The sequence below is a fragment of the Sandarakinorhabdus sp. FBCC-B8862 genome (genome assembly GCF_059745315.1).
Genome location: NZ_CM185574.1, coordinates 176691 through 189877 on the forward strand (window position 1 = coordinate 176691; position 13187 = coordinate 189877).

Sequence of the window (13187 nt, forward strand, 5' to 3'; positions counted from 1 at the left end):
GGGCTTATTTCTCGTTCGCCGCCGCCGGAACCCCGCGCGGCTTCACATCGGCCAGGGTGGATTTCAGCACGACAAAGCGCACGTTCGGCCCGGCTTCCACCTCAACCTCATTCTCGGTAACGCGCACGGCCTTGCCGATGATGCCGCCGCCGGTCACCACATCATCGCCCTTCTTCACCGCATCCACCATGGCGCGATGCTGCTTCACGCGGTTCTGCTGCGGGCGGATGATCAGGAAATAGAAGATGGCGAAAATGGCCAGATAGGGCAGGAAACCGATCAGAGCGGCCGTGCCGCCGGCCGCCGCCGCGCCCCCTGCTGCCTGGGCATAGGCCGGGCTTGCAAACATCGCTGTCTCGCTTTCAATAGGCTGGAAATCTAAAGTTCGCCACAGGCTCTAGCGGCTTGCACAGACACGTGCAACCGCGCCAGACCCGGCGGCGATCCCAAGCCCATATCAGGTGCACGATGACATTCGACAAGAGCCATGCCTTGCTGGAACGGATCGCCACCGCGCTGGAACGGCGTTACCCGCCTGCACCACCCGCCGCTGATCCGGCCCATGGCCATTGGTTCGGCTGGAACGGCCATGGCCTCACCGCCCTGCCCCCGGCCCGCACCACGCCACTGGCGCTCTATCAGGGCGTGGATGCCCAGGCCGCGGCTTGCCTCGAAAACAGCCGTCGCCACGCGGCCGGCCTGCCTGCCCATGATGTGCTGCTGTGGGGGGCGCGCGGCATGGGCAAATCCAGCCTGGCGCGCAGCGTGGTCGCTGATCTGCTGTCTAGCGGCCATGATATCGCGCTGGTGCAGCTGATGCTGCCGGCGCTGGCCAGCCTGCCCAGCCTGTTTGCCGTGCTGGCCGACACCAGGCGACCCTTCCTCCTGTTCCTCGATGATGTCTCGCTGGGCGCCGATGCCGCCGAAGTCCATGCCCTGCGCTCCCTGCTGGATGGCGGGGTGCAGGCCCGGCCCGATCATGTCCGCCTGATCGTCACCAGCAACCGCCGCCAGCTGGTGCCGCGCAGCATGGCCGACAATGATGCCATCAACCCGCGCGATGCCGCCGACGATCATCTGGCGCTGGCCGACCGCTTTGGCCTGCGCCTCGGTTTCCACCCGTGTGATCAGGCCGATTATCTCGCCATGTGCGCCGCCTATGCCCAGGCCCATGGCCTCACCTTCGATCCCGCCGCTGCGCTGGCCTGGGCCGTGGCGCGCGGCGCCCGGTCGGGCCGGGTGGCCTGGCAGTTCACCGTCGAACAGGCCGGCGCACAGGGCGTGCCATTGCCAAGCTGAACGGCCGACAACCGGCCATTCAGGGCCGGCTCACGCCGCTGCGGCCACTCTGGCCCCGTCAACCAGAGAAAGGCCCGCGATGCGTCCGATGCTTGCCCTTGCCGCCCTGCTGCCCCTGCTCGCCGCCCCCGCAGCAGCCCAGTATCGCGGCGATGATCGTGCCGGATGGGGCGGCGGCTGGGGCGGCAACCAGCTGATCCGCCTGCGCTGCGAAAGCTGGAATTATCGCGAAGCCACCTGCGCCGCCCCAGTGCCAATTGCCAGCGTGCGACTGGCCCGCGTTATCGCCGGCGATTGCCGCGATGGCGCCACCTGGCGCTGGGATCGCGGTGCCATCCAGGTGCGCGGCGGCTGCCGGGCCGATTTCGAGGTCATCGCCGCCAGCAACCAATGGAACGGCGGCGGCCAGTGGGGTGGCAACCAGTGGGGCGGTCGCGACATCGCCTGCGAAAGCTGGAACTGGCGCCCGGCAAGCTGCCCGGTGCCGGGCGCGCGCGGCGTGCGGCTGGCCCGCGTGCTGGGCGGCACTTGCATTGAAGGCCGCACCTGGACCTATGATCGCGGCCTGATCCGGGTCCGCGATGGCTGCCGGGCACGTTTTTCGCTGTATTGATGTGCTGCGACACTGCCGGGCGGTTGCCCTTGCCGGGCTCCGCCCTATATTGCCGGGCGATCTTCCTTACTGAGGCGAAGTCCGTTGAAATTGCTTGGCACGTTGTGGCGCGTTCTGGTCGGCATCAAGGATCTGCTGGTCCTGCTGTTGCTGGCGATCTTCTTCATCGCGCTGTCGGCGGCGCTGTCGTCGGGCAAGGTCGCGCGGGTGCCCGATGGCGGCGCCCTGGTGATCGCGCTCGATGGCGCCATTGTCGATCAGGCCAGCGAAACCACCCCGTTCAACGCCGCCAGCGGCAATGTGCCGGCCGAAGTGCAGACCCGCGATCTGGTGCGCGCCATCGATGCCGCCGCGGCCGACAAGCGCATCAAGGCGCTGGTGTTGGAACTGGATGGCTTCATGGGCGCCGGCCAGGCCAATATCGAAACCGTGGTCGCCGCGCTGGAACGATTCAAAAAGGCCGGCAAGCCGATCCACGCCTGGGCCACCGCCTACACCGACGACAGCTGGCTGCTCGCCGCGCCGGCCACGCGCATCTGGGCCAATCCGCTGGGCGGTGTCATCCTCACCGGGCCGGGCGGTTCCAACCTCTATTTCGCCCGCGCACTGGACAAGCTCAAAATCGATGTGAACGTGTTCCGGGTTGGCACCTACAAGAGCTTTGTCGAGCCCTACACCCGCGCCAGCGCCTCGCCCGAAGCGAAGGCCGCCGATCAGGCCCTGGTCAACAGCCTGTGGCAAAGCTGGCTGGCCGAAGCGAAGCGCCTGCGGCCCAAGGCCGATATCCCGGCCTATATCGCCCAGCTGCCGCAGCGGCTTGGCCGCTTTGGCGGCGATGGCGCCCGCGCCGCGCAGGATGCCGGGCTGGTCGACCAGCTGGGCAGCCGCGATGATCTCGATGCCGCCATGGTCAAACTGGTGGGCGAGGATGAGCTGGCCGATTGGGGCCACTATGCGGGCGTCAGCCTTGACGATTATCTGAACGCCATCGGCGGCCAGCAGAAGAGCAGCGGCGACGCCGTGGGCGTTGTCTATGTCACCGGCAATATCGTGGATGGCGAGGCCCCGCGTGGCACCGCCGGCAGCGCCACCATCCGCGCCGCGCTGGAAGAAGCGCTGGAGAAGGAACCCGATATCAAGGCGCTGGTGGTGCGGGTGGATTCCGGCGGCGGATCGGTGACGGCATCGGAAGAAATCCGCGCCGCGCTGGTGGCGGCCAAGGCCGATGGCCTGCCGGTGGTCGCCAGCTTTGGCCCGGTGGCGGCCAGCGGTGGTTACTGGGTCGGCACAGCGGCGGACGAAATTTATGCCCAGCCCTCCACCATCACCGGTTCGATCGGGGTGTTTGCCATCCTGCCGAGCTTCCCGCGCGCCCTCAACGAGATCGGTATCAACGCCGATGGCGTGAAGACCACGCCCTACAGCGGCGAGCCCGATGTGGTTGCCGGCCTGTCGCCCGAAGTGCGCCAGGTGCTGCAGATGGGGGTGGAGGATATCTACCGCCGCTTCCTGGGCGTCGTCTCCACCGCCCGCAAACTGCCGGTGGCGGAGGTTGACCGCATCGCGCAGGGCCGCGTGTGGGCCGGCGCCGAAGCGCAGAAGCTGAAGCTGGTCGACAAGTTTGGCACGCTGGATGCCGCCGTGAAGGCCGCCGCCGCCAAGGCCGGCATCAAGGGCGAACCCCGGGTGATCGACATCGAAAAGCCGGTGCCGGAATGGCAGAAGGCACTGGAAAGCTTTGGCAAGGCCGAGGCCGACGAACAGGCTCAGGCCCGTGACCCCTGGGCCCGGTTGATGCAGGCCTCCCGCCTGCGCATGGCGGCCGCAGTGGCCGATCTCGGCACCATGGCCAGCGGCCGCAGCGCCACCATGCAGGCCGCCTGCGTGGAATGCGCCGTCGCCGGCTCCCCCCGCCCCGCCGCGCAAGCGAAAGCCGAACACTGGCTGGCCCGCCTGATCCGCGCGCAATAAGGCAACATCATCCTCCCCAAACTCGTTTGGGGAGGTGGCGCCGCAGGCGACGGAGGGGCCTCGACGCCCTGACAAGAGATCCTCCCCCTTTGGGGGAGGTGCCGACCAACGGGAGGCGGAGGGGGCTGTGCTGGGCCGGCATGTCGAAAACAAGCCACCCTTGCCGCGCCCCCTCCGCCCTGCGGGCACCTCCCCCGGAAGGGGAGGATCATACCGCCCCTCAATCCTCCCGATACCCCGGCAGCTTCAACCCGGTGCGAATGGCCAGCGCCCTCAAGCCAAAACCCGCCGCCGCCCCGGCCAGCCCCGCCGGCCAGGCCGACAGGCCCACCAGCGTCAGCCCAACATAAACCCCCGCCCCCAATGCCGAGGCCGAGACATAAATCTCCTTGCGCAGCAGGATCGACGGCTCGCCCGCCAGAAGATCGCGCACAATCCCGCCGAACGTGGCCGACAGCACGCCCATCACCACCGCCGGCAGCGGCGGCACGCCCAGGCTGAGGGACTTGGCCGCGCCCAGCACCGAATAGGCACCCAGCCCCACCGCATCGAACCACAGCAGCGCGTTCAACTGCCAACGGTCCGCCCGCAGCATCCACACGGCGGCGGCCGCCACCAGGCAAACGCCGAGATAATCCGACCGGCCAACCCAGAACACCGGTGCACCGATCAGCAGATCCCTGAGCGTGCCGCCGCCAATGCCGGTGACGGCGGCGAAGAAGGCGAAGGTCACGATGGTCTGCTTTATGCGCGCGGCGGCCAGCGCGCCTGACACGGCAAACACCGCGACCCCCGCCATGTCGAGCGCGGCCAGCACCGGTTCGATCGGCACGGGAAGTGCCAAGGGACCAATCGGCGCTGCCATCACCGCCGCCAGAAATGCCGGACGGTGAGCAGCGCCCCGGTGAGGACAACGCCCAGCGACAACAGGGTGGCGATGATGATCAGCGGGTGGTGGGTGTTCTCGCGCTCGGTCCAGTCCATGATATGCAGGCCCCAGAACAGATCATAGAAGCGCCACCACGGCGTGCGGACGGCGCCAATCTCGCCCTGGCTCGTGACATAGACGCGGGTGTCATCGCCGAACGCCACCCGCCAGCCCCTGGTCTCGCGCCAGTCGTTGGCCGGCTGTGCGGGCGTCACCGGTGTGACCACCGCCGGGCCAGTCATCATCGTGCCCGCCCGCGCCACCGCTTCCGCTTCGCGCGCCGTGATGGCAATGGGCAGGCCGGTCGCGGCATCGATCAGGCGCTTGCCCTGCCCGTCGGTCAGCTTCCACACCGGCCGGCCGAGCAGCTGGCCCAGTTCCAGCCGTTCCACATCCGCCAGCGCCGGCAGCCGCGCCGGCATCGCCAGCGAGGTGGGAGCAGTCTTGCGCAGATCGGTGCCGCGCACCGTGTCCATCGGCCGGGCCACCATCACCAGCCCCGACGCCACCCACAGGATGATCTGGATGCCCACAATCACCCCACCCCAAAGGTGGAGCCAACGGACTATGCGGGTGGCGCGCGGCGAGAGCATGGCGCCGGTGTAGCCGGGAGAGCGTCGGTCGTCACCCCTGCCCCCTGCTGACCTGCCGCAACGCACACAACCCGTCGCCCCGAACATGATCCGGGGCTTGGCTTTGCTCCCTAGACCCGATTGCGTTTTTTCTGGAATCCCAAACCCGCTCATGCCGAGCTTGTCGAGGCACGCACTGCGCTTGTGGCGTGCCTCGACAAGCTCGGCATGGGCGGCTCGATCCAGCTGCAATCGAGTCTAGCCGCATTTTCCCGCGGTGCGCCAGCCGTCACCCGCGCCAGACCTGCGGACACCAGCGCCGCCCCGTGCAGGCACCGCCGCACCGGCTGCGGTCACCGCACCCCCAAATGCGGCCACCCTTTTGGCCACATTTGCTACGCCCTTCCCGCCGATTCGACCGCAATCAAGCTTGGCTAGGCCGGCTGAAATCAAATTTCTGTTTTGTATTCAGATGCTTGGTTCAGCCGCTGTCCTACACCTGCCAGGATATGAGACATTTGGCTGTTCCTTGAAAATTCACCATCCAGCGCCGTGCCGTCAGCGCGGCAGAGCCAATCAGTCGGCCCACTGCAATCCCTGCGGCAGACTGTCGGCGCTATAGTCCAGTTGCAGAACCCTGCGCCGGCCCGGCGTACTGGCGCGGTCCGATCGGTGGAAGATGGGTGTTCGGTAGATCCAGAGGTCGCCCGCCTCTGCAAGGCAGTGCCGGCGGGGGAATTGCTCGGCCAAGCCGGCAACATCTGCGGCCGCAGCACGCTGCCGGTGCGAACCAATGGCGACTTCGAGCGGTGCATTGCTTGCGGGGCAATCATCGATGTGCAGACGCACGGTCAGCATGGCGGCCAGCAGTGCGAACGGGGGTTCGACATGGCACACGCCCTGCTTGATCGACCAGGGGCCATAGCCGGCAACTGCAAAACGCTCCCGCACAGCGATCGTGCGATCCTGATGCCATGGCACAAGCCAGTTGGCAGCTTCTGTCTTGTCGAACCAGAGGGCACGAATGGCGCGCGCACCTGGCAGCAGCGGGTCAATTGTTGCGGAAAGGGAACGCAAGACAGGTGCCAGCGCCGGATCGGCAGTGGACAACCTGGCACCGGCCCTGACCATCCCCTGGCTTTCGGTGAGTTCCGCCAGAAGCGGGCGAGCGACAACCGCCCGGACCATCAGACATCCGTCGCGATCAAGGCGTTCGCGATCGCTTGTCATCACATGTGGATGGGCTTGCCCGTCACCGCCATGGCAGCTTCCTTCAGCGCTTCCGAATGGGTCGGATGGGCGTGGCAGGTCAGCGCGATATCCTCGCTCGATGCGCCAAACTCCATCGCCTGCGCGGCCTGGGCGATCATCGTGCCGGCCATGGCGCCGATGATGTGGACGCCCAGCACCCGGTCGGTCTTCGCATCGGCGAGGATCTTCACGAAGCCATCGGTGTCGCGGTTGGTCTTGGCGCGGCTGTTGGCGGCAAACAGGAACTTGCCGGCCTTGTAGGCAATGCCTTGCGCCTTCAGTTCTTCCTCGGTCTTGCCGACGGTGCCGACTTCCGGGTGCGTATAGACCACGGCCGGGATCACGGCGTGGTTCACATAGCCGGCAAGGCCCGCGATATTGTCGGCGCAGGCCAGGCCTTCGTCTTCGGCCTTGTGGGCCAGCATCGGGCCTTCCACCACGTCGCCAATCGCCCAGATGCCGGGCACGGCGGTGGCGAAATGATGATCGATGGGGATGCGCCCCTTGGCATCGAGCGCAAGGCCGGTGGCCGCAAGGTTCAGCCCATCGGTGTTGGGCCGGCGGCCGATGGAGAGCAGGACGACATCGGCCTCGATGGTTTCAGCAGCCCCGCCAGCGGCCGGCTCAACGGTGACCGTGGCCGCATTGCCATTGCGCGCCACGCTTACCACCTTGGTTGAGGTTTTCAGCACAAGGCCCTGCTTTTTCAGGATACGGGCAAAGGCGTCGGCCACTTCGATATCCATCGCCGGCACGATGCGCGGGGCATATTCCACCACGGTCACCTTCGCGCCCAGCCGCCGCCACACGCTGCCCATCTCAAGGCCGATATAGCCGCCGCCGATCACCACCAGGTGGCCCGGCACCTTGGGCAGGCTCAGCGCTTCGGTGGAGGTGACGATCACCTCGCCATCCGGCACCATGCCGGGCAGAAGCGCCACTTCGGAGCCGGTGGCGATGATGAAGTTCCTGGCGGTGAACGTCCGCTCACCCACCTTCACCGACTTGGCATCGACAAAGCTGGCTTCGCCCTTGATCCATTCCACCTTGTTCTTCTTGAACAGCATCTCGATGCCGCCGGTCAACTCCTTGACCGCCTTGTCCTTTTCACCCAGCAGGGCAGACAGGTCGAAGCTGATGTTGTCGGCCTTCACGCCAAACTTGGCGAGATGCCCGCCGGCCAGTTCCTCATAAAGATGGCTGCCATTCAGCAGCGCCTTCGACGGGATGCAGCCGACATTCAGGCAGGTGCCGCCCAGTGTGCCGCGCTTTTCGATGCAGGCCACCTTCAGCCCATGCTGCGCCGCGCGGATGGCGGCGACATAGCCGCCGGGGCCGCCGCCGATGACGACGACATCAAATTCGGGACTGGCCATGGTCTGGCTCCTTAAAGGTCGATCAGCAAACGGGCTGGATCTTCAATGGCTTCCTTGACGCGAACCAGGAAGGTCACCGCCTCCTTGCCGTCGATCAGCCGGTGATCGTAGGACAGCGCCATGTACATCATCGGGCGGACGACGATCTGGCCATTGCGCACCACCGGCCGGTCCTCCACCCGGTGCAGGCCGAGGACGCCCGATTGCGGCGGGTTGAGGATTGGGGTGGAGAGCAGCGAGCCGAACACGCCGCCGTTGGAAATGGTGAAATTGCCGCCCTGCATTTCCTCGATCTTCAGCGTGCCCTTGCGGGCGCGCTCACCGAAATCGGCGATCTGCTTTTCAATCTCGGCAAAGCTCTTGGCCTGAGCGTCCTTCAGGATCGGCACAACCAGGCCGCCCGGCGAGGAGACGGCGACGCCGAGGTCGGCATAATCCTTGAACACGATCTCGTCGCCTTCGATCGCGGCGCCAACGGCCGGCACATCCTTCAGCGCCAGCACCACGGCCTTGGCAAAAAACGACATGAAACCAAGGCGAACGCCGTGTTTCTTCTCGAAATGATCCTTGTATTTCGCCCGCGCCTCGATCACGGCCGACATGTCCACATCGTTGAACGTGGTCAGCATGGCGGCGGTGTTCTGGGCTTCCTTCAGGCGGCGCGCGATCGTCTGGCGCAGCCGGGTCATCTTCACCCGCTCCTCGCGCCGCGTGGCCGGGGCCGTGATAGCAACCGGCGCAGCCGCAACCGGGGCGGCTGCGGCCGATTTCACCCGGGCGGTGCCGGCTTCAATGGCGGCCAGCACATCCCCCTTGGTCAGGCGGCCATCCTTGCCGGTGCCGCTGATGCTGGCCGGATCGAGATTATAGGTGTCGATCAGGCCGCGGACGGCCGGGCTGATGGCGTCATAGGCCGGGGCCTCCACCACCGGCGCCGGCGCGGCAACGGGGGCTGCAACCGGGGCCGCAGCAGGCGCCGGTGCCGGGGCAGCGGCGGCGCCGCCTTCGAGGATACGGGCGATCAGCGCGCCCACCGTCACCGTGTCGCCGGGCTGGAACATCTGTTCGCCCATCACGCCGGCCACTGGCGATGGCACTTCTACCGCCACCTTGTCGGTTTCCAGCGCCACGATCGGCTCATCGGCGGCGACCGCCTCGCCCGGCTGTTTCAGCCACTGGCCCACGCTGGCTTCGGTGATGGATTCGCCCAGGGTGGGCACGATGACATCAGTGGCCATGTTCTTGCCTTCTTACTTCTTCTTGAGACCGCCGCGGATCGCGGCCTTGACTTGGGTCGAGGTGGCGCCCAGCGCCTCGGCCACCAGCTTGGCCTGTTCGGCGTTGTGGCGCTTCAGCAGGCCTGTGGCGGTGGCGGCCGCGGCGGCGCGGCCGGCATAGACCGGGCGGCGGCCCAACGCCTGTTCGATGCGTGGGGCAATGAAGCTCCAGGCGCCGCCGTTCTGCGGCTCTTCCTGGGCCCAGACCACGGTTTCCAGATTGGGGAACTTGGCGGCATATTCGGCCACGACATCGCCCGGGAAAGGATAAAGCTGCTCGACACGGAGCAAATAGACATCGTCGCGGCTGTCCTTCTCGGCAGCGTCGAGCAGGTCATAATAAACCTTGCCGGTGCACAGCACGAGCCGCTTGATCGCCTTGGGATCGCAAGGCTTCAGATCGTCGAGGCAGCGGTGGAAGGTGGTGGCGGGGCCCATTTCCGCCAGGTTCGACACCGCCCGCTTGTGACGCAGCAGCGACTTGGGCGTGAACACCACCAGGGGCTTGCGGAAATCGCGCAGCATCTGGCGGCGCAACAGGTGGAAGAAATTGGCCGGCGTGGTGCAGTTCGCGACCTGGATATTGTCTTCCGCGCACAGGCTCAGGAAGCGTTCGACGCGTGCCGAGCTGTGTTCCGGGCCCTGCCCTTCGTATCCGTGCGGCAGCAGCATGACGAGACCGTTGGCGCGCAACCACTTGATTTCGCCCGATACGATGAACTGATCGATGATGGTCTGGGCGCCGTTGACGAAATCGCCGAACTGGGCTTCCCACAGGATCAGGCTTTTCGGATCGGCCAGCGCATAGCCATATTCAAAGCCAAGCACGCCGAATTCCGACAGCGGGCTGTCCAGCACCTCGAACCGGCTGTCCATCGCCTTCAGCGGCACATAGCGGCTGCCGTCCTTTTGGTCGGTCCACACCGCGTGGCGCTGGCTGAACGTGCCGCGGCCGCAATCCTGGCCCGAAAGCCTGACGCCATAGCCATCCTTGAGCAGCGAGCCAAAGGCCAGCGCCTCGCCCGTGGCCCAATCGACATTGGCGCCAGTGGCAAACATCTCGGCCTTGGCATCGAGCACGCGGGCGAGCGTGCGGTGGATGTTGAAGCCATCGGGCACGGTGGTGAGCTGCTTGCCCAGTTGGTGCAGTTCGGTCATCGACACGCCGGTCATTGCGGCGCGGCGGCTGTCGATCGCTTCCTTCGGCCGGCCCAAGCCCGCCCAGCGGCCACCAAACCAATCGGCAGCATTGGCCTTGAAGCCGGCAGCGGCATCGAATTCCGTCTCCAGCATGGCGACATAGGCATCGATCATCGCCTTGTAGCCATCGGCCGGCACCACACCTTCGCGCGCCAGGCGCTCGGCATAAATCTCGCTGACCGGGCGCTTCTTGCCGATCACGGCATACATCAGCGGCTGGGTGAAGCTGGGCTCATCGCTTTCGTTGTGGCCAAAGCGCCGATAGCACCACATGTCGATCACCACATCGCGGCCAAAGCGCTGGCGGAATTCGGTGGCGACCTTGGTGGCATAGGTCACGGCTTCGGGATCATCGCCGTTCACGTGGAAAATCGGCGCCTGCACAATCTTGGCTACGTCCGACGGATAGGGCGAAGAGCGGGCGAACTGTGGGCTGGTGGTGAAGCCGACCTGGTTGTTCACCACGAAATGGATGGTGCCACCGGTGTTGTAGCCATTGAGGCCAGAGAAGCCGAAGCATTCGGCCACGATGCCCTGCCCGGCAAAGGCGGCATCACCGTGCAGCAGCACCGGCATCACCTGGCGGCGGGCTTCATCGCCCATGATGGTCTGGATGGCGCGCACCTTGCCCAGCACCACCGGGTCCACCGCTTCCAGGTGGGACGGATTGGGCACCAGCGACAGGTGTACGCGATTGCCATCAAATTCGCGATCGGTGCTGGTGCCGAGGTGATATTTCACATCGCCCGAACCGCCGACATCATCGGGATTGGAGGAGCCGCCGGCAAATTCGTGGAAAATGGTGCGGAACGGCTTCTGCATCACGTTGGCCAGCATGTTGAGCCGGCCGCGGTGTGGCATACCGAAGACGATTTCGGTAACGCCCAGCTGGCCGCCGACCTTGATGATCGATTCCATCGCCGGGATCATCGCTTCGGCGCCATCAAGGCCAAAGCGCTTGGTGCCGACATATTTGCGGCCCAGGAACTTTTCATACTGCTCGGCTTCGACCAGCTTGTTCAGGATGGCGCGCTTGCCGTTGGCGGTGAAGTGGATTTCCTTGTCGCGCCCCTCGAACTTCTCCTGCAGGAAGCGGCGTTCCTCCACATCGTTGATGTGCATATATTCGAGGCCGACATTGCCGCAGTAGTTGCGCTGCAGGATGCCGACGAGCTCGCGGATGGTGGCCGTTTGCAGGCCGAGCGCGCCACCGATGTGGACGGGGCGATCAAGATCATTCGGGCCAAAGCCATGATAGCCCGGCGTGAGATCGGCCGGCAGATCGCGGACGGCAAGGCCGAGCGGATCGAGATTTGCGGCAAGGTGGCCACGCACGCGATAGGTGCGGATCAGCATCAGCGCGCTGATCGCATCCTGGGCGGCCCGCGCGATCTGTTCCGGGCTGGCACCAGCGGCGGCAGCCTGGGCCGCGGCCTTGCCGGCGGTCTTGGCGCTGCTTTCGGCGAACATGCCGGCCGCATCCAGGCCACGTGTCAGATCATCGCCCGGCAGGATCGGCCAGTTTGGCCTGGCCCAACTCGGCCGCGGCCGGTCATCGGCGCCGGGCAGCAGGGCTTCATTGTCCATCGTGGCAGTCCTTAACTCTGGCCTCAGCTCTCGCGATTCTGCCTTGTTTAACGGCACATGGCGGGAATGTCATGACAAACTGTCGCATGCCGGCCATGCAAGGAGGGCATGCGGGGGTCGGTCCTCCCCCTGTGGGGGAGGCGCCCGCAGGGCGGAGGGGGACGCCCCCGCCCCTCCATCGCCTTCGGCGGTCCCCCTCCCCGCCCTTCGGGCAGGGAGGATCAATCAGCCCTTCAGCACCTCAACCAGGGTTTCGCCCAGCAGCGACGGCGACGGCGACACGCGGATGCCGGCGGCTTCCATCGCAGCAATCTTGCTTTCGGCATCGCCCTTGCCGCCCGACACGATCGCGCCGGCATGGCCCATGCGGCGGCCGGGAGGCGCGGTGCGGCCGGCAATGAAGCCCACCATCGGCTTCTTGCGGCCACGCTTGGCCTCGTCGATCAGGAACTGGGCGGCCTGTTCCTCGGCGTCGCCACCGATTTCGCCGATCATGATGATGGATTGGGTCGCCTCGTCGGCGAGGAAAAGTTCCAGCACGTCAATGAAATTGGTGCCGTTGACCGGGTCACCGCCGATGCCAACGGCCGTGGTCTGGCCCAGGCCGACGTTGGTGGTCTGGTGCACGGCCTCATAGGTGAGCGTGCCCGAACGCGAGACGACGCCGACGCTGCCCTTGCGGAAAATGTTGCCCGGCATGATGCCGATCTTGCATTCGCCGGGGGTGAGCACGCCGGGGCAGTTCGGCCCGATCAGGCGGGTCTTCGAACCTTGCAGGGCGCGCTTGACGCGCACCATGTCGAGCACCGGAATGCCTTCGGTGATGCAGACAACCAGCGGGATTTCGGCGGCAATGGCTTCGCAAATGGCGTCAGCAGCGCCGGGCGGCGGCACATAGATGACCGAGGCATCAGCACCCGTGGCTTCGCGGGCCTGGGCCACGGTGTCAAAGACCGGCAGGCCGAGGTGGGTGGAACCGCCCTTCCCCGGCGCGGTGCCGCCGACGACCTTGGTGCCATAGGCGATGGCCTGTTCCGAATGGAACGTGCCCTGCTTGCCGGTGAAGCCCTGCGTGATGACGCGGGAGTTTGCGTTGACGAGGATCGACATGGC

11 protein-coding genes are annotated in these 13187 nt (G+C 66.1%); 3 read left to right on the top strand and 8 right to left on the bottom strand.

Translation table 11 applies throughout. The features are described 5' to 3' along the window. Window positions 1-4: 4 nt before the first annotated feature. Window positions 5-349, bottom strand: coding sequence for a preprotein translocase subunit YajC (yajC, locus tag AC6BOR_RS00955; protein ID WP_498059373.1), 345 nt, complete (start codon window positions 347-349; stop codon window positions 5-7). Between the two features lie 119 nt (window positions 350-468). Between yajC and AC6BOR_RS00960 the strand changes: the two genes are divergently transcribed. The 3 genes from AC6BOR_RS00960 to sppA all read left to right on the top strand — a co-directional run bounded on the left by AC6BOR_RS00960 (window position 469) and on the right by sppA (window position 3883). Further along, window positions 469-1299: a DUF815 domain-containing protein gene (locus tag AC6BOR_RS00960; RefSeq protein ID WP_498059374.1), complete on the top strand. Its 831-nt coding sequence runs from the start codon at window positions 469-471 to the stop codon at window positions 1297-1299. Between the two features lie 88 nt (window positions 1300-1387). After that, on the top strand, window positions 1388-1912 hold the full coding sequence (locus AC6BOR_RS00965; RefSeq protein ID WP_498059375.1) for a DUF3011 domain-containing protein: 525 nt from the start codon (window positions 1388-1390) through the stop codon (window positions 1910-1912). A gap of 84 nt (window positions 1913-1996) precedes the next feature. After that, the gene (gene sppA, locus AC6BOR_RS00970) at window positions 1997-3883 is read left to right on the top strand and encodes a signal peptide peptidase SppA (RefSeq protein WP_498059376.1); all 1887 of its coding nucleotides are present in this window, start codon (window positions 1997-1999) and stop codon (window positions 3881-3883) included. Between the two features lie 220 nt (window positions 3884-4103). Here the strand turns inward: sppA and AC6BOR_RS00975 are convergent, their stop codons facing one another. From AC6BOR_RS00975 to sucD, 7 genes are all read right to left on the bottom strand, one after another. Continuing rightward, on the bottom strand, window positions 4104-4748 hold the full coding sequence (locus AC6BOR_RS00975) for a trimeric intracellular cation channel family protein (RefSeq protein WP_498059377.1): 645 nt from the start codon (window positions 4746-4748) through the stop codon (window positions 4104-4106). After that, a complete protein-coding gene (locus AC6BOR_RS00980; RefSeq protein WP_498059378.1) occupies window positions 4748-5344 on the bottom strand; it encodes a PepSY domain-containing protein in 597 nt (198 codons plus the stop codon). Before AC6BOR_RS00980 ends, AC6BOR_RS00975 begins: the two co-directional genes overlap by 1 nt. A gap of 615 nt (window positions 5345-5959) precedes the next feature. After that, window positions 5960-6613: a phytanoyl-CoA dioxygenase family protein gene (locus AC6BOR_RS00985; protein WP_498059379.1), complete on the bottom strand. Its 654-nt coding sequence runs from the start codon at window positions 6611-6613 to the stop codon at window positions 5960-5962. Further along, complete coding sequence (gene lpdA / locus AC6BOR_RS00990) at window positions 6613-8010, bottom strand: dihydrolipoyl dehydrogenase (RefSeq protein ID WP_498059380.1); 1398 nt, start codon at window positions 8008-8010, stop codon at window positions 6613-6615. The genes AC6BOR_RS00985 and lpdA overlap by 1 nt, the downstream gene beginning before the upstream one ends. A gap of 11 nt (window positions 8011-8021) precedes the next feature. After that, window positions 8022-9248, bottom strand: a complete 1227-nt coding sequence (gene odhB, locus AC6BOR_RS00995) for a 2-oxoglutarate dehydrogenase complex dihydrolipoyllysine-residue succinyltransferase (RefSeq protein ID WP_498059381.1) — start codon at window positions 9246-9248, stop codon at window positions 8022-8024. Window positions 9249-9260: 12 nt separating this feature from the next. Beyond that, window positions 9261-12074 (bottom strand): 2-oxoglutarate dehydrogenase E1 component, encoded by a 2814-nt coding sequence (locus AC6BOR_RS01000; RefSeq protein WP_498059382.1) that lies wholly within the window; start codon window positions 12072-12074, stop codon window positions 9261-9263. A 225-nt stretch (window positions 12075-12299) separates the two neighbouring features. Beyond that, complete coding sequence (sucD, locus tag AC6BOR_RS01005) at window positions 12300-13184, bottom strand: succinate--CoA ligase subunit alpha (protein ID WP_498059383.1); 885 nt, start codon at window positions 13182-13184, stop codon at window positions 12300-12302. Between the last annotated feature and the right edge of the window lie 3 nt (window positions 13185-13187).